The 21,029-nt window shown below is 65.0% G+C and carries 20 protein-coding genes; 8 read left to right on the top strand and 12 right to left on the bottom strand.

The annotated features are described in order from the left end of the window. Nucleotides 1-214: 214 nt before the first annotated feature. From A4F85_RS12600 to A4F85_RS12560, 9 genes are all read right to left on the bottom strand, one after another. The gene (locus tag A4F85_RS12600) at nt 215-724 is read right to left on the bottom strand and encodes a hypothetical protein (RefSeq protein ID WP_063326760.1); all 510 of its coding nucleotides are present in this window, start codon (nt 722-724) and stop codon (nt 215-217) included. After that, complete coding sequence (locus A4F85_RS12595) at nt 721-1,374, bottom strand: peptidoglycan recognition protein family protein (RefSeq protein WP_231890540.1); 654 nt, start codon at nt 1,372-1,374, stop codon at nt 721-723. Before A4F85_RS12595 ends, A4F85_RS12600 begins: the two co-directional genes overlap by 4 nt. A 240-nt stretch (nt 1,375-1,614) precedes the next feature. Then, nucleotides 1,615-2,925 (bottom strand): citrate synthase, encoded by a 1,311-nt coding sequence (locus A4F85_RS12590; RefSeq protein WP_012204342.1) that lies wholly within the window; start codon nt 2,923-2,925, stop codon nt 1,615-1,617. A gap of 25 nt (nt 2,926-2,950) precedes the next feature. Then, entirely contained in the window at nt 2,951-3,250 is a 300-nt protein-coding gene (locus A4F85_RS12585; RefSeq protein WP_012204343.1) for an FAD assembly factor SdhE, read from the bottom strand. Beyond that, nucleotides 3,250-3,954, bottom strand: a complete 705-nt coding sequence (locus tag A4F85_RS12580; RefSeq protein WP_012204344.1) for a succinate dehydrogenase iron-sulfur subunit — start codon at nt 3,952-3,954, stop codon at nt 3,250-3,252. Before A4F85_RS12580 ends, A4F85_RS12585 begins: the two co-directional genes overlap by 1 nt. 27 nt (nt 3,955-3,981) lie before the next feature. Next, nucleotides 3,982-5,787 (bottom strand): succinate dehydrogenase flavoprotein subunit, encoded by a 1,806-nt coding sequence (gene sdhA, locus A4F85_RS12575; RefSeq protein ID WP_012204345.1) that lies wholly within the window; start codon nt 5,785-5,787, stop codon nt 3,982-3,984. 33 nt (nt 5,788-5,820) lie between these two features. Beyond that, nucleotides 5,821-6,186 carry a succinate dehydrogenase, hydrophobic membrane anchor protein gene (gene sdhD / locus A4F85_RS12570; RefSeq protein ID WP_012204346.1) on the bottom strand — a complete coding sequence of 122 codons (366 nt, stop codon included), beginning with the start codon at nt 6,184-6,186 and terminating at the stop codon, nt 5,821-5,823. A 36-nt stretch (nt 6,187-6,222) separates the two neighbouring features. Then, nucleotides 6,223-6,645: a succinate dehydrogenase, cytochrome b556 subunit gene (gene sdhC / locus A4F85_RS12565; RefSeq protein ID WP_012204347.1), complete on the bottom strand. Its 423-nt coding sequence runs from the start codon at nt 6,643-6,645 to the stop codon at nt 6,223-6,225. Nucleotides 6,646-6,779: 134 nt separating this feature from the next. Next, on the bottom strand, nt 6,780-7,568 hold the full coding sequence (locus A4F85_RS12560) for a GntR family transcriptional regulator (protein ID WP_012204348.1): 789 nt from the start codon (nt 7,566-7,568) through the stop codon (nt 6,780-6,782). A gap of 218 nt (nt 7,569-7,786) precedes the next feature. Between A4F85_RS12560 and A4F85_RS12555 the strand changes: the two genes are divergently transcribed. The 5 genes from A4F85_RS12555 to acnB all read left to right on the top strand — a co-directional run bounded on the left by A4F85_RS12555 (nt 7,787) and on the right by acnB (nt 13,884). Beyond that, nucleotides 7,787-8,773: a malate dehydrogenase gene (locus A4F85_RS12555; RefSeq protein ID WP_013803435.1), complete on the top strand. Its 987-nt coding sequence runs from the start codon at nt 7,787-7,789 to the stop codon at nt 8,771-8,773. A gap of 14 nt (nt 8,774-8,787) precedes the next feature. Further along, on the top strand, nt 8,788-9,594 hold the full coding sequence (tam, locus tag A4F85_RS12550) for a trans-aconitate 2-methyltransferase (protein ID WP_013803434.1): 807 nt from the start codon (nt 8,788-8,790) through the stop codon (nt 9,592-9,594). Beyond that, nucleotides 9,591-10,610: an HpcH/HpaI aldolase/citrate lyase family protein gene (locus A4F85_RS12545; RefSeq protein WP_012204351.1), complete on the top strand. Its 1,020-nt coding sequence runs from the start codon at nt 9,591-9,593 to the stop codon at nt 10,608-10,610. The genes tam and A4F85_RS12545 overlap by 4 nt, the downstream gene beginning before the upstream one ends. Nucleotides 10,611-10,641: 31 nt before the next feature. Continuing rightward, complete coding sequence (locus A4F85_RS12540) at nt 10,642-11,229, top strand: hypothetical protein (RefSeq protein ID WP_013803433.1); 588 nt, start codon at nt 10,642-10,644, stop codon at nt 11,227-11,229. A gap of 63 nt (nt 11,230-11,292) precedes the next feature. Continuing rightward, nucleotides 11,293-13,884, top strand: coding sequence for a bifunctional aconitate hydratase 2/2-methylisocitrate dehydratase (gene acnB / locus A4F85_RS12535; protein WP_012204353.1), 2,592 nt, complete (start codon nt 11,293-11,295; stop codon nt 13,882-13,884). Nucleotides 13,885-13,960: 76 nt separating this feature from the next. Here the strand turns inward: acnB and A4F85_RS12530 are convergent, their stop codons facing one another. Continuing rightward, entirely contained in the window at nt 13,961-14,779 is an 819-nt protein-coding gene (locus tag A4F85_RS12530; protein ID WP_063326758.1) for a helix-turn-helix domain-containing protein, read from the bottom strand. Nucleotides 14,780-14,910: 131 nt separating this feature from the next. Between A4F85_RS12530 and A4F85_RS12525 the strand changes: the two genes are divergently transcribed. Next, nucleotides 14,911-15,333 (top strand): hypothetical protein, encoded by a 423-nt coding sequence (locus tag A4F85_RS12525; RefSeq protein WP_063327972.1) that lies wholly within the window; start codon nt 14,911-14,913, stop codon nt 15,331-15,333. Nucleotides 15,334-15,676: 343 nt separating this feature from the next. Here the strand turns inward: A4F85_RS12525 and A4F85_RS12520 are convergent, their stop codons facing one another. After that, nucleotides 15,677-15,904, bottom strand: coding sequence for a hypothetical protein (locus tag A4F85_RS12520; RefSeq protein WP_231890539.1), 228 nt, complete (start codon nt 15,902-15,904; stop codon nt 15,677-15,679). A 499-nt stretch (nt 15,905-16,403) separates the two neighbouring features. Here A4F85_RS12520 and A4F85_RS12515 point away from each other — a divergent pair, with 499 nt between their 5' ends. Further along, complete coding sequence (locus tag A4F85_RS12515; RefSeq protein ID WP_063326757.1) at nt 16,404-16,823, top strand: hypothetical protein; 420 nt, start codon at nt 16,404-16,406, stop codon at nt 16,821-16,823. A 176-nt stretch (nt 16,824-16,999) separates the two neighbouring features. Further along, entirely contained in the window at nt 17,000-19,876 is a 2,877-nt protein-coding gene (locus A4F85_RS12510) for an aconitate hydratase (RefSeq protein WP_063326756.1), read from the top strand. Between the two features lie 142 nt (nt 19,877-20,018). Here the strand turns inward: A4F85_RS12510 and A4F85_RS12505 are convergent, their stop codons facing one another. Continuing rightward, nucleotides 20,019-20,918, bottom strand: a complete 900-nt coding sequence (locus A4F85_RS12505; protein ID WP_063326755.1) for a LysR family transcriptional regulator — start codon at nt 20,916-20,918, stop codon at nt 20,019-20,021. Between the last annotated feature and the right edge of the window lie 111 nt (nt 20,919-21,029).

Raw genomic sequence — 21,029 nt, 5'->3', positions numbered from 1 at the left:
AAGGGCCGGCCACGAGGGCCGGGGGGGCATTGTCGGCGAAACCGCGCCGCTGCGTGAAGCAGGGGGCTTGGCCCCGGTGCTCAGGCCAGGCGGCGCAGCCGGCCGGCGGGCTGTTCACCAGGCCACCTGCCGTTGCAGCCGGGTCGGTGGCGCGTGCCTGAGCGGGGATCGGGCATCGCCGAAATGAGTGCCCAGAAGATCGAATGGAGGTGGCTCATGGAGGAAGTCTTCCCTGCCTCTTCAGCTCCTTGAGCCGCCGTTCGGTTGCGCGGTCCAGGGCGTCCTGCAGCAGGTCCATCTTGCGTTTGTTGCAGGGTGGGCAGTCGTAGAAGCTTCCGGGTACTCCAATAGGGTCCAGCTTTTTGTTGGCCTCGAAAAGATTAATACGTCCTGTGGGCTCGATTCCCATGACGATGATTTTTCCGCTCTTGAACTTGACGGACGCCCCTCCTGAACACCCTGTTCTTTCCATATATTCACCGAAGTAGTGCTTCTCTGAAATTTTGCGCATGTGCTGCAGCGCATATCGCACATCCTCTTCGGTCAATATCACATCGTTGCAATCAAGCCAGTTTTTGTCTTCCCAAGAAGAGCCGCCTGAGGGCTCGATGATGTCGATTTTCTGTACTTGCCTGACTGGGTATCTGGCATCGGCCGCATGGAGCATCGATGCCATGGCCATTGCCGAAATCACAGTCACAGTGCGAATGAAAATGAAGCTCATGGTGCCATTTCCCAGTTTGCGCCTTCTGCCTCGGACAGGTTCTTCCGGCTTACTTCAGGGTGCTTGAAGACTTCACTGGGCGATAGTTGCATGGAATCTTGCAGTGCTTCAACCAGCCATGTCAGAGCACGGTTTTGTGCCTCAGTCGGTGTGGGGTAGACGCCAAATTCTCCCCGAATCCCTTCCGGACTCAGTTCCTTTCGCCGTTGAGGGGGCTTGAACCCTTTCGGCAACACAGCCCTGCCAACCATCTCGATGCCTATGGCTTCCATGTTGCTCGGATAGCGATCGCTAGGGGCTTTCATCATCTCGATGCGGTGCATTCCCTTTACGCCTGCTCCTTCATAGTCCCTGGCCTTGCATTTCCCCACAAGCAGGCACCTCGCCTTCAGCGGGCCCACATGGTTGGCACGCTGATAGATGGCAGCAGTCTGGTAGATGGTGCCGTCCTTGTCGATCAGGAAATGCGCCCCATTGGCCTTCGGGTTCCTGTAGCTATTGAGCGAAGACTGGGCCGTGTTGGCATCGGTCTGGTGCACGACGATGCCGGTAATGGCGGCGGTCCGCTTTCCTCTCTCGATGGCGGGGCTGCGCGCATTCCTGACGCGCGCATGGATGAGCATTCCGTCCTTGTTGATCTCGACAAGCATGTGAGTCCCGGGGTTGCGTTGAATGGCAGCGGGCATTGCGCTGCGGCTCCATCCCGTTTGAGGGAGGGTCAACGGCCACCTTAAGGTGGATAGGCTCAATCAATGGGCATGCCACTATAGGGGAAATGGTGTTCCTAGGACTGGCGCGGCCTTCTGGAGCGGTGGGCTCGCCCATGAAAAAAGCCCCATGCCAAGGCATGGGGCTTTTGGGTGCCGGGCCGCTGAGGCCCGGACCTGCGATCAGCGCTGGCCGATCGGCTTGACGTCGCGGGACACGGAGCCCGTGAACAGCTGGCGGGGACGGCCGATCTTGTACTCGGGGTCGGCCATCTGCTCGTTGAGCTGGGCGATCCAGCCCACGGTGCGGGCCAGGGCGAAGATGCCGGTGAACAGGTTCACGGGCACGCCGATGGCGCGCTGCACGATGCCGGAGTAGAAGTCCACGTTCGGGTAGAGCTTGCGCTGCACGAAGTAGTCGTCTTCCAGGGCGATCTTCTCGACTTCCTTGGCCAGGGCGAACAGGGGGTCCTTTTCCAGGCCCAGTTCGGCCAGCACTTCATTGCAGGTTTCCTGCATGAGCTTGGCGCGGGGGTCGTAGTTCTTGTAGACGCGGTGGCCGAAGCCCATCAGCTTGACGCCGCTGTTCTTGTCCTTGACCTGTTCCATGAACTCGCCGACCTTGGCAACGCCGCCGTTGGCCTGCAGGTATTCCAGCATGTTCAGGCAGGCTTCGTTGGCGCCGCCGTGGGCAGGGCCCCACAGGCAGGCCACGCCGGCCGAGATGGCGGCGAAGGGGTTGGTGCCCGACGAGCCGCACAGGCGCACGGTGGAGGTGGAGGCGTTTTGCTCGTGGTCTGCGTGCAGGATGAAGATGCGGTCCAGCGCGCGCTCGACCACGGGGTTCACCTTGAACTCCTCGCAGGGGTTGCCGAACATCATGCGCATGAAGTTGCCGGCGTAGCTCAGGTCGTTCTTGGGGTACATGTACGGCGCACCGATGCCGTACTTGTAGGCCATGGAGACCAGCGTGGGCATCTTGGCGATCAGGCGGATCGCGGCGATGTCGCGGTGCTCGGCGTTGTTGATGTCCATGTTGTCGTGGTAGAAGGCCGACATGCCGCCGACCAGACCCGTCAGGACGGCCATGGGGTGGGCGTCACGGCGGAAACCACGCAGGAAGAACTGCATCTGCTCGTTGACCATGGTGTGCTTGGTCACGCGCTCGACGAAGTCGGCCTTCTCGGACTCGTTGGGCAGCTCGCCGTACAGCAGCAGGTAACAGGTCTCGAGGTAGTCGCAGTTCTTGGCCAGCTGCTCGATGGGATAGCCACGGTACAGCAGCTCGCCCTTGTCGCCATCGATGTAGGTGATGGCGGACTGGCACGAGGCGGTAGAGAGGAAGCCCGGGTCATAGGTGAACATGCCGGTCTGCGCGTACAGCTTGCGGATGTCCACCACGTCGGGACCGACGTTGCCCTGGTAGACGGGCAGCTCGACGCTGGGAGCGCCGTTGCTGAATGACAGCGTTGCTTTGTTGTCTGCGAGTTTCATTTCCAAACTTCCTTCTCTAGATTGCCTAGCCTACTAGCGGGAGAGAACCGGGCTTGCGCTTGCGCACCAGTTCCAGAACTTCCCTGATTTCTTGGGTATCGAGTTCACCTTCAGGCTCCTTGCGGCGCAAGAAGAGGTCCATCAGGTCGTTGTCTGCCAGGTCCATCAAGGCAGACAGACCGCTCGCGTGTCTCCGCGTGAGCTGGTCTCCGTAGGTGGCGAAGAACTGCGCGATGAACAGGTCGTTCTCGACCAGGCCACGCCGGCAGCGCCAGCGCAGCAGGTCTCGCTCGCGTTCGTCGAGCAGAGTATTCGTCATGGTCATCAGATGGCCCGGCGGACCATCAGTTCCTTGATCTTGCCAATGGCCTGCGTGGGGTTCAGGTGCTTGGGGCACACGTCCACGCAGTTCATGATGGTGTGGCAACGGAAGAGGCGGTACGGATCTTCCAGGTTGTCAAGGCGGTCACCCGTGGCCTCGTCGCGGCTGTCCGCGATGAAGCGGTAGGCCTGCAGCAGGCCGGCCGGGCCCACGAACTTGTCGGGGTTCCACCAGAAGCTGGGGCAACTGGTGGAGCAGCTGGCGCACAGAATGCACTCGTACAGGCCGTTGAGCTCTTCGCGCTCTTCAGGCGACTGCAGGCGTTCCTTGGTGGGAGACGCGAAGCTGTCGTTCTGCAGGTACGGCTTGATCGAGTGGTACTGCTTGAAGAACTGCGTCATGTCCACGATCAGGTCGCGGATCACGGGCAGGCCGGGCAGGGGCTTGAGAACGATGTCGCCCTGCAGGGTCTTCATGTTCGTCAGGCAGGCCAGGCCGTTCTTGCCATTGATGTTCATCGCGTCCGAGCCGCACACGCCTTCGCGGCAGGAGCGGCGGAACGAGATGGAGGGGTCCATCTCCTTGAGCTTGACCAGGGCGTCCAGCAGCATGCGCTCGTGGCCGTCCAGCTCGACCTCGACGGTCTGCATGTAGGGCTTGGCATCCTTGTCCGGGTCGTAGCGGTAGATCTTGAAAGTGCGCTTCATTTGTCTGTTCTCTCGTGGGCTGCTGGATTAGAACGTGCGGACCTTGGGCGGCACGCTGTCCACCGTGAGGGGCTTCAGGTTCACGGGCTTGTAGTCCAGGCTGTTGGTGGCGCTGTACCACAGGGTGTGCTTGAGCCATTCCTTGTCATTGCGGCCCAGCGGGAACTCGGCGTGGTCGGCAGGATGCTCGTAGTCGTACACGGTGTGGGCGCCGCGGCACTCGTGGCGGGCAGCGGCCGAGATCATGGTGGCCTGGGCCACTTCGATCAGGTTGTCCACCTCCAGCGCTTCCATGCGGGCGGTGTTCCAGACCTTGGACTTGTCCTTGAGGGTCACGGAGCCCACGCGTTCGCGGATGGCGTTGATCTTGACTTCGCCTTCGTCCATGCTCTTTTGCGTGCGGAACACGCCGGCATGCTGCTGCATGGTGGCGCGGATGTCGCCAGCCAGGTCCTGGGCGTAGGTGCCTTCCTTGGAGTCGTCGAGCTGGTTCAGGCGCGTGAGCGTGCGCTCGGAGCCATCGGCCGGCACGGCCTTGTGGTCGCCGAAGCCGTTGACGAACTGCACGATGTGCTTGCCGGCCGACTTGCCGAAGACCAGCAGGTCCAGCAGCGAGTTCGTGCCCAGGCGGTTGGCGCCGTGCACCGACACGCACGAGCATTCGCCCACGGCATAGAGGCCATTGACCACGTTGTTCTGCTGGCCGTCCCACACCACGACCTGGCCGTTGATGTTGGTGGGAATGCCGCCCATCTGATAGTGGATGGTGGGCACCACGGGAATCGGTTCCTTGGTGATGTCCACGTTGGCGAAGTTGTGGCCGATCTCTTCCACCGAAGGCAGGCGCTTGCGGATGGTGTCTGCACCCAGGTGGTCCAGCTTCATCAGGATGTAGTCCTTGTTGGGACCACAGCCACGGCCTTCCTTGATTTCCTGGTCCATGGAGCGGGACACGAAGTCACGCGGTGCCAGATCCTTCAGCGTGGGAGCGTAGCGCTCCATGAAGCGTTCGCCTTCGCTGTTGAGCAGGATGGCGCCTTCACCGCGGCAGCCTTCGGTCAGCAGCACGCCCGCGCCGGCCACGCCGGTGGGGTGGAATTGCCAGAACTCCATGTCCTGCAGCGGGATGCCTGCGCGTGCAGCCATGCCCAGGCCGTCGCCGGTGTTGATGAAGGCATTGGTCGATGCCTGGAAGATGCGGCCTGCGCCACCCGTGGCCAGCAGCACGGCCTTGGCGTGCAGCTCATACAGGTCGCCGGTTTCCAGTTCGATGGCGGTCACGCCGACCACGTCGCCCTGGGTGTTGCGGATCAGGTCCAGCGCCATCCACTCCACGAAGAAGTTGGTCTTGGACTTGACGTTCTGCTGGTACAGCGTGTGCAGCATGGCGTGGCCGGTACGGTCGGCCGCGGCGCAGGCGCGCTGCACGGGCTTTTCACCGTAGTTGGCCGTGTGGCCGCCGAAGGGGCGCTGGTAGATGGTGCCGTCGGGGTTGCGGTCGAACGGCATGCCGAAGTGTTCCAGCTCGATCACGACGTTGGGCGCTTCGCGGCACATGAACTCGATCGCATCCTGGTCGCCGAGCCAGTCGGAGCCCTTGATGGTGTCGTAGAAGTGGTAGTGCCAGTTGTCCTCGCTCATGTTGCCCAGCGAAGCGGACACGCCGCCCTGCGCAGCCACGGTGTGCGAGCGCGTGGGGAAGACCTTGGACAGCGAGGCCACGGACAGGCCGGCGCGCGACAGTTCCAGCGCGGCACGCAGGCCGGAGCCGCCAGCGCCGACGATGACGACGTCAAACTTGCGCTTGGTGATGTTTGCTTTGGAGTAGCTCATTCTTAACCTTCAATCGTGGAGACCGCGTCTCTATCAGATACGCCACAGGATCTGGATGCCCCAGCCGGCGCAGCCGACCAGCCAGACCAGGGTGAAAACGTTCAGCACCAGGCGCAGGCCCACGGGCTTGACGTAGTCCATCCAGATGTCGCGCACGCCGACCCAGACGTGCCAGGCCAGCGAGACGATCACGGCGAAGGTCAGGAACTTCATCCACTGCGGGGCAAAGATGCCGGCCCACAGGTCATAGCCGACGGAGCCGGTGCTGAAGATCAGCTTGGCCAGCAGCACGATGGTGAACAGTGCCATCAGCACGCCGGTGACGCGCTGCACCATCCAGTCGCGGATGCCGTAGTGCGCACCGACCACGGTGCGCTTGGAGCCGTAATTCACGGACATGGTTCTTTTTCCTTATCGTGAGGGAGAGATCGTGAATCAGTACAGGCCGAACAGCTTGGCACCCAGGATCAGGGTCAGGCCAACGCTCAGGACCAGCACCACCAGGGCCGAGGACTTGCCGAACTGCTTGTTGACGGCGTGGTGGTTCACATCCATGAACAGGTGGCGGACGCCAGCGCAAAAGTGGTGCAGGTAGGCCCAGATCAATGCCAGGCACACGAGCTTGAGGAACCATCCGAAGGGACCCGCGAAAACCGAGGTGAAGCCGTCGAAGGAGATCTCCGAAGTCAGCGACATGTCCATCATCCACAGGATGAAAGGCAGCAGGATGAACATCAGCAGGCCGCTGATGCGGTGCAGGATGGACACGATGCCGGCCGGCGGCAACCGGTAGGTGGGGAGGTCCTTGAAGAAGTTGATGTTGCGGAACTCTGGCCGCTTTTTGGCTTGCTCAGTCATGGCAGGGTACTTTCGTGGATGTAACTGCTTCGTAATCGCTCAGGGGCGGCGATGCAAAATTCTATTGCAATGCAATAAAAACAGCTTTGCTGGGAATTGCGTATTTTCGCCCGCTTCTCTGGGGAACGGATCGTTCAGCTCAGCGCGTTGCGGTAGTGATGGGTGTCGGTGCGGTACAGGCCACGGCGTAACTCCATGGGAACATCGTTGTATGTGTAAGCGGTGCGCTCCACGCTCAGCAGGGGCGTGGTGCTGGGGACATCCAGCAGCAGGGCCTGTTCTGCCTCGGGCAGGACGGCGCGGATCTTTTCGTCGGCGCGCACCATGCGCACGCCGTAGTCCAGCTCGAACATGGCGTAGGTGGGGCCCTGGTAGGCGGACATCTGCTCGGCCGTCAGGCCCTTGAAGGCGTGGCCCGGCAGCCAGATGTCTTCCAAAATGGTCGGGATTGCGGAGAACGACAGCACGCGGCGCACATGCATCACGGCATCGCCGCTGCGCAGCGCCAGGCCGCGCGCCACGTCCGCCGATGCGCGCAGGCGCCGGCAGTCGATGATGCGGCGCTCGGCACGGCCCTCGCCCTGCTGGTCGCCGCCGTCGGGCTGCAGCTTGAGGAAGCGGTACTGCACATGCTGGGCCGCGTGGGTGGCCACGAAGGTGCCCTTGCCCTGGCGGCGCATCACCAGGTTCTCCGCAGCCAGCTCGTCGATGGCCTTGCGCACCGTGCCCTGGCTCACGCGAAAGCGCGCTGCCAGCTCCATCTCGCTGGGAATCAGTTCGCCGGGCCGCCATTCGCCTGCTTCAAGGCTCTGCAGTATCAGTCCCTTGATCTGCTGATACAAAGGGCTGAAGGCCGGGGTCGATGCGCCCGCGCCGATGGTGGGAGCGGCGTTGTCTGAGGCGAGGGGAGGCAGGACTGGCATGGAAAAGTTCGGGGTGGGGAGGCTCCCGGCGACGCAGATGAAAGACTTGGAAACAGACGTCGATCATATCTTATATAAGACATAAGACAAATTGACCGGGCTTCGAAATCGGGAGTACACTTTCGCGTTGTTTGCGGAGCACGGGCTGCTGGTTTCTGACGCTGGTGCGACCTGGCGCCGATAACACCTGATTTTTTCCCCATCCCTGGAGTTTCATCATGAGCAAGAAGCCCGTTCGTGTCGCCGTCACCGGTGCCGCCGGTCAAATTGGTTACGCCCTGCTGTTCCGCATCGCCTCCGGCGAAATGCTGGGTAAGGACCAGCCCGTCATTCTGCAACTGCTGGAGATTCCCGACGAGAAGGCCCAGAACGCGCTCAAGGGCGTGATCATGGAACTCGAAGACTGCGCCTTCCCCCTGCTGGCCGGCATCGAAGCCCACTCCGACCCCCTGCAAGCCTTCAAGGACACCGACTACGCCCTGCTGGTCGGCGCGCGTCCCCGCGGCCCCGGCATGGAACGTGCCGACCTGCTGGCTGCCAACGCACAGATCTTCACGGCCCAGGGCAAGGCGCTGAACGCCGCTGCCTCGCGCAACGTGAAGGTCCTGGTCGTCGGCAACCCCGCCAACACCAACGCCTACATCGCCATGAAGTCGGCTCCGGACCTGCCGGCCAAGAACTTCACCGCCATGCTGCGCCTGGACCACAACCGCGCTGCATCGCAGCTGGCTGCCAAGGCCGGCTTCAAGGTGGGCGACATCCGCAAGCTGACCGTCTGGGGCAACCACTCGCCCACGATGTACGCCGACTACCGCTTCGCCACCGTCAACGGTGAAAGCGTCAAGGCCAAGATCAACGACCAGGCCTGGAACAAGGACGTGTTCCTGCCCACCGTCGGCAAGCGTGGCGCCGCCATCATTGCCGCTCGTGGCCTGTCCTCGGCTGCCTCGGCTGCCAACGCTGCCATCGACCACATGCGCGACTGGGCCCTGGGCTCGGGCGGCGAATGGGTCACCATGGGCGTGCCCTCCAACGGCGAATACGGCATCCCCGCCGGCATCGTCTTCGGCTTCCCGGTCACCACCGAGAACGGCGAGTACAAGATCGTCGAGGGCCTGGAAATCGACGCCTTCTCGCAAGAGTGCATCGACAAGACCCTGGCCGAGCTGCAAGGCGAACAGGACGGCGTCAAGCACCTGCTGTAAGCCGCCGGCAAGCCATGCTCGACTGGAATCCCGCGCTTTACCTGCGTTTCGCCAATGAGCGTACGCGCCCCGCAGCCGAGCTGCTGGCGCGTGTGCCCTTGGCCCAGGCCCGCCATGTGGTGGACCTGGGATGCGGGCCGGGCAATTCCACCGAGCTGCTTGCACAGCGCTATGCCGGTGCCACGATCACCGGCATAGACAACTCCCAGGCGATGCTGGCCACCGCGCGCCAGCATCTGCCTGAGGCCCGCTTCGCGCTGGCCGACATTGCTTCCTGGACGCCCGCCCCCGGCGAGAGCGCTCCCGACCTGATTTATGCCAATGCCTCCCTCCAGTGGGTGGGGGAGCATGAAACGCTGATACCCCGCCTGTTCGCCCAACTGGCGCCAGGGGGCGTGCTGGCGATACAGATGCCCGACAACCGGCAGGAAGCCACGCACCGCGTGATGCGCGAGATCGCCAGCCTGCCCAAGTTCGCCGCCTACATCGGCGATGCCGCCAAGGTGCGGGCCGACATCCTGCCCATCCGCAGCTACTACGACCTGCTGGCGGGCCCGCAGGAGCAGGCCGGCGTCGAGGCCGGCGCCGTCGATGTCTGGCACACCGTCTACCAGCATCCGATGGACTCGGCCGGCGCCATCGTCCAGTGGCTGCGCGGCACCGGCCTCAAGCCCTTCGTCGAAGGGCTGCCCGAAGCCTTGCAGGCCGACTTCCTCACCGAATACGAAAACCGCGTGGACGCCGCCTACGGCGTGCGCGCCGACGGCCGGCGCCTGCTGGCCTTCCCCCGCCTGTTCATCGTCGCCCAGCGCAAGCCATGACCGCCGCCACGTCCACACCCTCTCGCGCACACCCGGCCCAGGTGCTGCTCGATGCGCAGGGCGGTGCCCTGCACCTGCCCGTCTGTGACCACTACAGCGGCGTGGAAGTGCGCATGCGCAAGAGCCTGCAGCTGCAGGCCGAGATGATGGCCGAGTTCGGCACCTGCGTCTTCGACGTCACGCTGGACTGCGAGGATGGCGCCCCCGTGGGCCAGGAGGCGGCCCATGCGCGCCTGGTGGCCTCGCTGGCGCGCGATGCCGCGCCCGGTGCCCGCGTGGCTGCGCGCGTGCATGCCGTGGACCACGCCAGCTTCGCGCAGGACTTGGACATCATCGTCGGCGAGGCCGGCGACCGCCTGTGCCACCTCATGCTGCCCAAGGTGGAAAGCGTGGACGACGTGCTGCTGGCCGAGCGGCATCTGGGTCGCCTGGGCTGCCGCGAACTGCCGCTGCATGTGCTCATCGAGTCGCCCGCCGCCGTGCACCGTGCCTTCGACATTGCCGCGCACCCGCGCGTGCAGAGCATTTCCTTCGGCCTGATGGACTTCGTCTCGGCCCATGGCGGTGCGATTCCTGCCTCGGCCATGGGCTCGGCCGGCCAGTTCGACCATCCGCTGGTCGTGCGTGCCAAGCTGGAGATCGCAGCTGCCTGCCACGCGCACGGCAAGGTGCCTTCGCACTGCGTGGTCACCGAATTCAGGAATCCACAGGCGCTGCAGGCCGCTGCCACACAGGCGTCACGGCGGCTCGGCTATACCCGCATGTGGAGCATCCACCCGGACCAGATCCGCCCCATCCTCGCCGCCTTCGCGCCCCAGGCCGACGAAGTGGCGCAGGCCGCACAAATACTTACCGCCGCCGAGGCCGCCGATTGGGCGCCCGTCAGCGTGGATGGTGTATTACATGACCGGGCGAGCTACCGCTATTTCTGGCAGTTGCTCACACGTGCCCACCAGACCGGCCAGGCGCTGCCCCCACAGGTGCAGCCCTGGTTTGCATCAGAATCACTTGCTTAGCCCACACCGGGAATTTGCAGGAGCCCAACGTATGAAGACAGCTATCGCCTCCATCCTGATCGCAGCCCCCTTGCTGGCCATGGGCCTGGGTGCCAGCGCCGCCGAGCCCGCCACCGCAAAGAAGGCACCGGCCAAGGCCGCTGCCAAGCCTGCGGCCAAGAAGGCCCCCGCCAAGAAGGCCACCACGGCCAAGGCCGCTGCCGGCGCTGCCGCCGTCGGCGGTGCGGCCGCCGTCGCAACTGCTGCCCAACAGCCGCTGTCCGCCGAAGACCTGGCCATTTCCGAGCGCGTGCACACCGGCCGCATCCCCTGCGAGCTGGGCGCCTTCGTCAATGTGACGGCCGACCAGGCCAACCCGGGTTACTTCAACATCGACGGCAAGGGCTTCAAGTACCACATGTCGCCCGTCAAGACCTCGACCGGCACCGTGCGCCTGGAAGACAAGCATGCCGGCGCCGTCTGGCTGCAGATCGCCAACAAATCGATGCTCATGAACCAGAAGGTCGGCCAGCGCCTGGCCGACGAATGCATGAGCCCCGATCAGCTTCAGGTGGCCGAGGCCATCAAGAAGAACCCGCCTCCCAGCCTGCTGGAAGCGCCCAAGCCCGCCGGCCAGTAATCCAGGCCCGGACCTGAGCGTCCCGCAAGCAGCCCCACTTTAGAAAACCATGGAGAGAGAATCATGTTGAAAGCCTACCGTGACCACGTGGCCGAACGCGCCGCGCTCGGTATCCCCCCGCTGCCGCTGGAAGCCAAGCAGGTTGCCGAACTGATCGAGCTGATCAAGAACCCGCCCGCTGGCGAGGACGCCTTCCTGCTCGACCTGCTCACGCACCGCGTTCCTCCGGGCGTGGACGATGCCGCCAAGGTCAAGGCCAGCTTCCTGGCAGCCGTGGCCCACGGTGACATCCAGGTGGCTCTCATCTCCAAGGCCAAGGCCACCGAGCTGCTGGGCACCATGGTGGGCGGCTACAACGTGCATCCCCTGATCGAGCTGCTGGACGACGCCGAAGTCGCCGGCGTGGCCGCCGATGCGCTGAAGAAGACGCTGCTGATGTTCGACTTCTTCAACGACGTGGCCACCAAGGCCAAGGCCGGCAACGCCAAGGCCCAGGAAGTCATGAAGAGCTGGGCTGACGCCGAGTGGTTCACCTCGCGCCCCGAAGTGGACAAGAAGATCACCGTCACCGTCTTCAAGGTGCCCGGCGAGACCAACACCGACGACCTGTCGCCCGCGCCCGATGCCTGGAGCCGTCCGGACATCCCGCTGCACTACCTGGCCATGCTCAAGAACACCCGTCCCGACGCGGCCTTCAAGCCCGAGGAAGACGGCAAGCGCGGCCCGATGCAGTTCATCGACGACCTCAAGAAGAAGGGCCACCTGGTCGCCTACGTGGGCGACGTGGTCGGCACCGGCTCCTCGCGCAAGTCGGCCACCAACTCCATCGTCTGGGCCACGGGCCAGGACATCCCCTTCGTGCCCAACAAGCGCTTCGGTGGCGTGACCCTGGGCGGCAAGATCGCTCCCATCTTCTTCAACACGCAGGAAGATTCGGGCTCGCTGCCCATCGAAGTCGATGTCACCAAGCTGGAGATGGGCGACGTCATCGACGTGCTGCCCTATGACGGCAAGCTGGTCAAGAACGGCGAAACCGTCGCCGAGTTCCAGCTCAAGAGCGACGTGCTGTTCGACGAAGTGCGCGCCGGCGGCCGCATCAACCTGATCATCGGCCGCTCGCTGACCGCCAAGGCCCGCGAATTCCTGGGCCTGTCTGCCTCCACCGTGTTCCGCCTGCCCCAGGCGCCCGCTGCTTCGAACGCCGGCTTCACGCTGGCCCAGAAGATGGTCGGCCGCGCCGTCGGCCTGCCGGAAGGCCAGGGCGTGCGCCCCGGTACCTACTGCGAGCCGCGCATGACCACCGTGGGTTCGCAGGACACCACCGGCCCCATGACCCGCGACGAGCTCAAGGACCTGGCCTGCCTGGGCTTCTCGGCCGACATGGTCATGCAGTCCTTCTGCCACACGGCTGCCTACCCCAAGCCCGTGGACGTCAAGACGCACCGCGAGCTGCCTGCCTTCATCAGCAACCGCGGCGGCGTGGCCCTGCGTCCCGGTGACGGCGTGATCCACTCATGGCTCAACCGCCTGCTGCTGCCCGACACCGTGGGCACGGGCGGCGACTCGCACACGCGCTTCCCCATCGGCATCTCCTTCCCCGCAGGCTCCGGCCTGGTGGCCTTCGGCGCTGCCACGGGCGTGATGCCCCTGGACATGCCCGAGTCCGTGCTCGTGCGCTTCAAGGGCGAAATGCAGCCCGGCGTCACCCTGCGTGACCTCGTGCATGCCATTCCCCTGTACGCCATCAAGGCAGGCGCACTGACCGTGGCCAAGGCCGGCAAGAAGAACATCTTCTCGGGCCGCATCCTGGAAATCGAAGGTCTGCCCGACCTGAAGGTGGAACAGGCCTTCGAGCTGTCCGACGCCTCGGCCGAGCGCTCGGCTGCCGGCTGCACGATCAAGCTCAACCCCGAGCCGATCAAGGAGTACCTGACCTCGAACATCGTTCTGATGAAGAACATGATCGCCGACGGTTACGCCGACGCCAAGACGCTGCAGCGCCGCATCGAGAAGGTCGAAGCCTGGCTGGCCAAGCCCGACCTGCTCGAAGCCGACAAGGACGCCGAATACGCTGCCGTGTTCGAGATCGACCTGGCCGACATCAAGGAACCCATCGTCTGCTGCCCCAACGATCCCGATGACGCCAAGTTCCTGTCCGAAGTGGCCGGCACCAAGATCGATGAAGCCTTCATCGGTTCGTGCATGACTAACATCGGCCACTTCCGCGCAGCAGCCAAGCTGCTGGGCGGCCAGCGCGACATCCCCGTCAAGCTGTGGGTGGCTCCGCCCACCAAGATGGACCAGAACGAGCTGATCAAGGAAGGCCACTACGCTGCCTTCGGCACGGCCGGTGCCCGCACCGAAATGCCGGGCTGCTCGCTGTGCATGGGCAACCAGGCCCAGGTCCGCGAAGGTGCGACGGTGATCTCCACCTCGACCCGCAACTTCCCCAACCGCCTGGGCAAGAACACCAACGTGTTCCTGGGCTCGGCCGAGCTGGCCGCCATCGCATCGCGCCTGGGCAAGCTGCCCACCAAGGAGGAATACCTCAAGGAAATGGGCGTGATCGATGCCGACAAGTCCAGCGTCTACCGCTACATGAACTTCGACCAGATCGAAGAGTATGCGGACGTGGCCAGGGGCGTGAGCGCCTGAGTCCGGCCTGATCCGGCTCCATGAGCAAAGCCCGCTTCGGCGGGCTTTGCTGCTTTCTGGCTCTGTACTTTCCGGTCTACGCAGTCTGCTTCAACCGCCCCAGCACCTCCTGCGTCTGCGCATCCGCCGGAAAGAACGACTCCACGGCCAGCTCCTGCAGCGTCACATCCACCGGCGTGCCGAAGATGGTGATGGTGCTGATGAAGTTCAGCCGGCCATGGTCGGTGTCCAGCGCGAAGGGCACGGCGATGTGGCTGGCAGGTGCTGCGCCATGCGAGTCCGCTTCATCTTCCTTGAACGGGTAGGCGGCAATCTCGTCGTGCAGCGCCTGCAACTGCGCATCCGACGTGGCGGCAATTTGCTGCTGCAGGCGGTGCAGCAGATGCGCGCGCCAATGGGCTGCGTTGGCCAGGCGCGGGCCCAGGCCTTCGGGGTGCAGGCTCAGGCGCAGCACATTGACAGGCGGCTCCAGCAGCCAGGGCGCCACGCCGGCCAGCAGCAGCGGCACGATGGCGTTGGCGGCCACCAGGTTCCAGTGCCGGTCCACGGCCAGGGCGGGATTGGGTTCGTGGCCCTTGAGCACCAGGTCCACGGCCTGGCGCGCGGCGGCCAGGTCCGGGTGGTCCAGCGGCCGGGCCTGGTACATGGGCGCATAGCCTGCGGCCACCAGCAGCGCGTTGCGCTCGCGCAGCGGCACGCCCAGGCGCTCGACCAGGCGCAGCACCATCTCGCGGCTGGGTTGGGAGCGGCCGGTTTCCACATAGCTCAGGTGGCGCGTGGAGATCTCGGCCTCCAGCGCCAGGCCCTGCTGGCTCAGGCGGCGGTGCTGGCGCCAGTGGCGCAGATGGTCGCCGAAGGGCGAGCGCGCGGACGGTGGATGGGCGGTGGAGGTCATGGTCCGCATCGTAGCGGCGGGGCCGGCGTGGCGGCCATGACCTGCGAGGTTATCGACCCTGTGCCGCCTGCGGCGGACCATGCAGTCCATGGCATGCACGGTGTGTGCCTGTTGCTCTCAAGGAGTTCGCCATGTCGATGTTTGCTTCCCCCCGTTTCCTGCCCCGCGTGATGTGGGCCGATGCTGCTTCCTGCGCCGCCTCGGGCGCCTTGCAACTGGTGGCGGGGCAGCCGCTGTCGGATGTGACGGGGTTGCCTCTGGCGCTGCTGCAGTCCACAGGCTGGTTTTTGCTGGGCTATGCGCTGCTGGCTGCGTGGATGGCGGCGCGCTCGCCTGTGCCGCGGCGGTTGATCGGGCTGGTGGTCGTGGGGAATTTCGGGTGGGCTGTGGGCTGTGTTGCGCTGTTGGCGTTTGGTGGGTTGGGGTTGTCTGCCTGGGGGGTGGCGTGGGTGTTGGGGCAGGCGTTGGTGGTTGTGGTGTTGGCTGAGTTGCAGTGGACTGGGTTGAGGCGCACGCGGGGTGTGGTTGGCGGTGCGCGTGTTGCCATGTCATGACTACAGCGGGCTTGTTTTGACCCTGCCGGGCCGTTGTTTTTCGAGACCGGGTCTCGGCCCGGCAGCCGACTGCCCTTTCTTGATTCGCCAAGAAAGGTCAGGCCAAAGAAGGCGACCCGAATGCCCGCGACCCCTTCGCTGCGCTGCGGGGCAACCTGCGTCGGGCCGCCTGCGGGGTTCGCCGTGAAACTCACTTCGCGCTGCGCGCTACGTTCAAACAATCACGGCGAGTCAGATCACGAGGCAGTCCTGTCCTTCGGCAGGACTGCAACCCCGCAGGCGGCCCGACGCAGGCGCTGGCATACGGGGAGCTGGTGCGGACCTTTGCTGCGCTCGGCCGGGTTCAGGGGGCTGTGCTGCTTTTGACGTGGTGGGAGCAGCCCACGGCGACGACTTCGCCGCTGGTTTCGCTGGCCAGCATGTCGGCGCTGTTGCGGATGGTGCGCAGGGCGCTGGCGAGCACGTCCAGGCGGTTGCTGGTCTCGGGCGTTTCCAGCCACAGCAGGGCCATGCGGGAGAGCGCCGAGATCTCGGCACAGCCTTGCTGCACAAGGCGGTCCACCTCGGTCACGACCTGGGTGAAATGCTCGGCGCTGGGTGGGGGTCTGGGTGTTATGGCTCGGCTCTCCGTGCAAAGGTGAGGCGGGCCATCGAGAGGGATGCGATGTACATGGTTCCGTGCTCCTATTCGAGACTGAACCACCAGGCCGGGTTTTCAAGCACAGCAATGGTGGACGGGATGTTGAAAACACGAGAATAGTCGTGCGGGCAGCCTTGCGGTGAGCCCCATCCCGTCCCAAACCGTTCGGATGCAGGCAAGCGCCCACGATCCAAGCAAATCAGACGTGACAAGGCCTCGCTATCGGGGAGGCCGCTCCGCTATTCTTCAAAGGTGTTTTCAAGCACCGGCCCCTTAACAGGGGGCTGGTGCGGATTGTGGCATAGCGACTGGAGTTGCTCCAGCGGGGCTGGCATGACCTGGCAGGTCATGGACTCGGGGTGCGGTGGCGGCGGAGCATCGGTGGGGCCGGCTTGCGAGGTGCATGCCCGGCAATCCACAAGGAGTGCTGATGCCGATGTTTTCCCATGCCCGTTTCCTGCCCCGCACCCTGTGGGCCGACGCCATCTGCTGCGCCGCTGCCGGCGCGGTGCAGCTGGCCTTTGCGCAGCCGCTGGCCGTTGTCACGGGGTTGCCGCAGGCGCTGCTGCTGGGCACGGGGTGCTTCTTGCTGGCCTGGGCCTGCGTGGCTGGCTGGGGCGCGTGCCGCATGCCGCGCAGCAGGGGGCTGGTAGCGCTTGCCGTGTTCGGCAACTTCGGCTGGGCCCTGGCCTGCGGGGTTGTGCTGTACAGCGGCGTGCTGGAGCCTGCGCCCGCAGGCTGGGCATGGGTGCTGGGCCAGGCGGCCATCGGCGTGGCGCTGGGCGATCTGCAGTGCGCGGGGTTGTGGCGCAGCAGGGCTTCGCTGGCCGGTTCGATGACAGCCCAGTGAAAGCCTGCCGCTTTTGCCGCGCGGACAGCGTTGTCCGCGTGTGACTATCGCCAATGGACCACAGCATCCGCGGGCACTTCTGGGCACAATGGAAATCAGAGTCTTGGTGCATGCCCAGCAGCCCGGAAAAGGCGGCGCGCATGTGCCTTCCCAGAGTTTCATCCAGGAGTCTCACGATGCGCCACGAATATGAAAACACCCTCAAGTCCTTTGCTGCGGCGGGGGGCAAGAAGGGCAAGTTCTTCTCCCTGCCTGAACTGGCAAGGCAATATCCACAGGTCCGGCGATTGCCCGTGTCGTTGCGCATCGTGCTGGAGTCCGTGCTGCGCAACTGCGATGGCAACAAGGTGACGCGCGAGCATGTGGAGCAGCTGGCGAACTGGAAGCCCCAGGCCGAGCGCGTGGACGAGATCCCCTTCGTGGTGTCGCGCGTGGTGCTGCAGGATTTCACGGGCGTGCCGCTGCTGGCCGACCTGGCCGCCATGCGCAGCACGGCCGCCAGGCTGGGCAAGAAGCCCAAGTCCATCGAGCCGCTGGTGCCCGTGGACCTGGTGGTGGACCACTCCATCATGGTGGACTACTTCGGCACCAAGAAGGCGCTGGACCTGAACATGAAGCTGGAGTTCCAGCGCAACAAGGAGCGCTACCAGTTCATGAAGTGGGGCATGCAGGCCTTCGACACCTTCGGCGTGGTGCCGCCGGGCTTCGGCATCGTCCACCAGGTGAACCTGGAGTACCTGGCGCGCGGCGTGCACAAGACCAAGGACGGCGTGCACTACCCCGACACCCTGGTGGGCACGGACAGCCACACGACCATGATCAACGGCATCGGCGTGGTGGGCTGGGGCGTGGGCGGCATCGAGGCCGAGGCGGCCATGCTGGGCCAGCCCGTGTACTTCCTCACGCCCGATGTGGTGGGCTTCGAGCTGTCGGGCCAGCTGCGCGAGGGCGTGACGGCCACCGACCTGGTGCTGTCGGTGACCGAGATCCTGCGCCGCGAGAAGGTGGTGGGCAAGTTCGTGGAGTTCTTCGGCGAAGGCACGCGCACCCTGGCGCTGCCCGACCGCGCCACCATCGGCAACATGGCGCCCGAGTACGGCGCCACCATGGGCTTTTTCCCCGTCGATGAAAAAACCATCGACTACTTCAAGGGCACGGGCCGCAGCAAGGCCGAGATCGAGGCCTTCGAGGGCTATTTCCGCGCGCAGGAACTGTTCGGCGTGCCGGCCGCCGGCGAGATCGACTACTCGCATGTAGTGCGCCTGGACCTGGGCACGGTGGCGCCCAGCCTGGCCGGACCCAAGCGCCCGCAGGACCGCATCGAGCTGGGCAATGTGTCGTCCAAGTTCGATGAGCTGTTCAGCGCCCCTGCGGCGCACAACGGGTTCAACCAGCCGATCGAACGGCTGGGCCGGAGCTTTCGCGTAGGCGGTGGCGGCGAGGGCGAGGTGGCGCCCGAGACGCCGGCCCATCCGCCCGGCGCGCAGCGCTCGCTGGCCGAGATGGAGGCCAACAAGCCCAAGCTGGAGGCCGCCCACAGCGAGGCGCCGGTCGATGCCCCCACGCCGCCCAAGCGCCTGAGCATCGCCAACGGCGACGTGCTGATTGCCGCCATCACCAGCTGCACCAACACCTCCAACCCCAGCGTGATGCTGGCCGCCGGCCTGCTGGCCAAGAAGGCGGTGAAGGCCGGGCTCACGGTGCAGCCGCACATCAAGACCTCTCTGGCGCCGGGCTCGCGCGTAGTGACCGAGTATTTGACCGAGGCCGGCCTGCTGCCCTACCTGGAAAAGCTGGGCTTTGCGCTGGCCGGCTACGGCTGCACCACCTGCATCGGCAACGCGGGCGACCTCACGCCGGAGCTCAACGAGGCCATCACCAGCAACGACCTGGTCTGCGCGGCCGTGCTGTCGGGCAACCGCAACTTCGAGGCGCGCATCCACCCCAACATCAAGGCCAACTTCCTGGCCAGCCCGCCCCTGGTCGTGGCCTATGCCATTGCCGGCACGGTGCGTCGTGACCTGATGACCGAGCCCGTGGGCCAGGGCAAGAACGGCCGTGACATCTACCTGGGCGACATCTGGCCGACCAGCGAAGAGATCCACGCGCTGATGAAGTACGCCATGAACGGCAAGGCCTTCCGCGAGAACTACGAGAAGGTGCGCTCCGAGCCCGGCAAGCTCTGGGAAAAGATCCACGGCGTGACGGGCGCCACCTATACCTGGCCCGAGAGCACCTACATTGCCGAGCCGCCGTTCTTCGACGGCTTCCGGCTTGAGCTGGAAGCGCCCGCCGCTGGCGCCGAAGGCTCCAACCCCTACGTGGTGCACGGCGCGCGCGTGATGGCGCTGTTCGGCGACTCCATCACCACCGACCACATCTCGCCGGCCGGCTCCATCAAGGAAAGCTCGCCCGCAGGCCAGTGGCTGCTGGCCCACGGCGTGCAAAAGGCCGACTTCAATAGCTACGGCTCGCGGCGCGGCAACCATGAGGTGATGATGCGCGGCACCTTTGCCAACGTGCGCATCAAGAACCTGATGATTCCCGCGCAGCCCGATGGCTCGCGCGAGGAGGGCGGCCTGACGCTGTACCGCGACGGCACGGGCCAGGTTACCAAGATGCCCATCTACGACGCGGCCATGAAGTACCAGGCCGAGGGCCGTGCCACCGTGATCTTTGCAGGCGAGGAATACGGCACGGGATCGAGCCGCGACTGGGCCGCCAAGGGCACGCAGCTGCTGGGCATCAAGGCCGTGGTGGCGCGCAGCTTCGAGCGCATCCACCGTTCCAACCTGGTGGGCATGGGCGTGCTGCCGCTGCAGTTCCTGGGCACGGACAGCTGGCAGACCCTGGGCCTGACGGGCGAGGAGTTCGTGGAAGTGATTCCCGCCGCCGACCTGGCGCCGCAAAGCGAGGCCCAGCTGGTGATCACCCGTGCCGACGGCAGCAAGCAGACCGTGGTGGTCAAGCTGCGCATCGACACGCCCATCGAGGTGGACTACTACCGGCACGGCGGCATCCTGCCGTACGTTCTCAGGCAGCTCCTGGAATGAAGTTGGAAACCCCCTGAACCGCTATGCGGCTTCCCCCTGGAAAGGGGACGACAGCCTGGCGGCGGGGCGGCCCTTGCTCGGTGTCCCTCGCTTTTGGGCCACGCCAGTTTTGGACATAGTGAACTGAGCAAGGGTGTGGCGTTTATGGCTGCTGCCCCAGCCTGCCCACGCTGTCGCGCAGGTGGGCCAGCAGCGATTCGACCAGGGGCTGCACATGGCCCGGATGCCACATGGCCTGCATCTGCGACTGCGGGTGCCGGCCCTGGATGGGCACGAAGGCCAGCCCCGGAAAGCCCACGCGCTGCAGGCAGGACGGAACCAGGGACACGCCCTGGCCCAGCGACACCATGGACAGCACCGACAGCCAGTGCCGCACCTCGTGGTGCAGGTCGGGCGTGAAGCCTTCGCTCTGGCAGATCTGCCAGATCTGCTGGTGGTAGTCGGGCGAGACCTGGCGCGAGAACAGCACCATGCGCTCGCCCGCCAGCTGGCGCACCTGCAGCCTGCGCTGGCCGGCCAGCGCGTGGCCCGCGGGCAGGCAGGCCATGAATGGCTCGCTCACCAGGGTGTGTGATTGCAGGCCTGGCGCGGGGCGCGTGGCGTGCAGCAGGCCCAGGTCCAGCCGTTCCTGCTGCAGGGAGGCGATCTGCTCTGCGCTGTTGAGCTCCAGCATGTCGATGCGCACCAGCGGGTGCCGGGTGCGAAAGCTCTCCAGCGCCTCGGGCAGCCCGCGGTAGATGGCCGAACCCACAAAGCCCAGCCGGATGCGGCCCTGCACGCCGTCGGCGATGGCACGCATGTCCTGGCGCACGCGCTGGGCCTGTTCCATGATGTCCTGGGCCTGCACGCGCAGGTGCTTGCCGGCGGCCGTGAGCCGCACCTCCTTGCTGGTGCGCTCGAACAGCTGGGCGCCCAGCTCTTCCTCCAGCTGGCGGATGGCCACGCTCAGCGGCGGCTGGGAGATGGACAGGCGCTGGGCTGCGCGGCTGAAGTGCAGCTCCTCGGCCAGCACCAGAAAGTACCTCAGTTGTCTCAGCTCCATGGCGTTCTATCCGGTTTGACTATTGATCAATACATTATCGATATTTGACTCGAATAGGACTGTTTCCAAAAATGGGGGCATCCCCAAGACCCGGAGCCCATGCGCCCGGGC

The organism is Delftia sp. GW456-R20 (assembly GCF_001622915.1).
Taxonomy (GTDB): Bacteria; Pseudomonadota; Gammaproteobacteria; order Burkholderiales; family Burkholderiaceae_C; genus Comamonas; species Comamonas acidovorans.
The sequence above is the reverse complement of the archived record's forward strand: the minus strand, read 5'-3'. Positions and strand labels throughout refer to the sequence as shown.

Bases quoted from the DNA above. Each gene is read 5' to 3' on its own strand.
- A4F85_RS12515 (WP_063326757.1), top strand. From the start codon at position 16,404: ATGCCGATGTTTTCCCATGCCCGTTTCCTGCCCCGCACCCTGTGGGCC.
- A4F85_RS12585 (WP_012204343.1), bottom strand. From the start codon at position 3,250: ATGACCATGACGAATACTCTGCTCGACGAACGCGAGCGAGACCTGCTG.
- sdhD (WP_012204346.1), bottom strand. From the start codon at position 6,186: ATGTCCGTGAATTACGGCTCCAAGCGCACCGTGGTCGGTGCGCACTAC.
- A4F85_RS12595 (WP_231890540.1), bottom strand. From the start codon at position 1,374: ATGCTTGTCGAGATCAACAAGGACGGAATGCTCATCCATGCGCGCGTC.
- A4F85_RS12540 (WP_013803433.1), top strand. From the start codon at position 10,642: ATGAAGACAGCTATCGCCTCCATCCTGATCGCAGCCCCCTTGCTGGCC.
- A4F85_RS12545 (WP_012204351.1), top strand. From the start codon at position 9,591: ATGACCGCCGCCACGTCCACACCCTCTCGCGCACACCCGGCCCAGGTG.
- A4F85_RS12530 (WP_063326758.1), bottom strand. From the start codon at position 14,779: ATGACCTCCACCGCCCATCCACCGTCCGCGCGCTCGCCCTTCGGCGAC.
- A4F85_RS12555 (WP_013803435.1), top strand. From the start codon at position 7,787: ATGAGCAAGAAGCCCGTTCGTGTCGCCGTCACCGGTGCCGCCGGTCAA.
- A4F85_RS12505 (WP_063326755.1), bottom strand. From the start codon at position 20,918: ATGGAGCTGAGACAACTGAGGTACTTTCTGGTGCTGGCCGAGGAGCTG.
- A4F85_RS12510 (WP_063326756.1), top strand. From the start codon at position 17,000: ATGCGCCACGAATATGAAAACACCCTCAAGTCCTTTGCTGCGGCGGGG.
- sdhC (WP_012204347.1), bottom strand. From the start codon at position 6,645: ATGACTGAGCAAGCCAAAAAGCGGCCAGAGTTCCGCAACATCAACTTC.
- A4F85_RS12525 (WP_063327972.1), top strand. From the start codon at position 14,911: ATGTCGATGTTTGCTTCCCCCCGTTTCCTGCCCCGCGTGATGTGGGCC.
- A4F85_RS12590 (WP_012204342.1), bottom strand. From the start codon at position 2,925: ATGAAACTCGCAGACAACAAAGCAACGCTGTCATTCAGCAACGGCGCT.
- A4F85_RS12580 (WP_012204344.1), bottom strand. From the start codon at position 3,954: ATGAAGCGCACTTTCAAGATCTACCGCTACGACCCGGACAAGGATGCC.
- sdhA (WP_012204345.1), bottom strand. From the start codon at position 5,787: ATGAGCTACTCCAAAGCAAACATCACCAAGCGCAAGTTTGACGTCGTC.
- tam (WP_013803434.1), top strand. From the start codon at position 8,788: ATGCTCGACTGGAATCCCGCGCTTTACCTGCGTTTCGCCAATGAGCGT.
- A4F85_RS12600 (WP_063326760.1), bottom strand. From the start codon at position 724: ATGAGCTTCATTTTCATTCGCACTGTGACTGTGATTTCGGCAATGGCC.
- acnB (WP_012204353.1), top strand. From the start codon at position 11,293: ATGTTGAAAGCCTACCGTGACCACGTGGCCGAACGCGCCGCGCTCGGT.
- A4F85_RS12560 (WP_012204348.1), bottom strand. From the start codon at position 7,568: ATGCCAGTCCTGCCTCCCCTCGCCTCAGACAACGCCGCTCCCACCATC.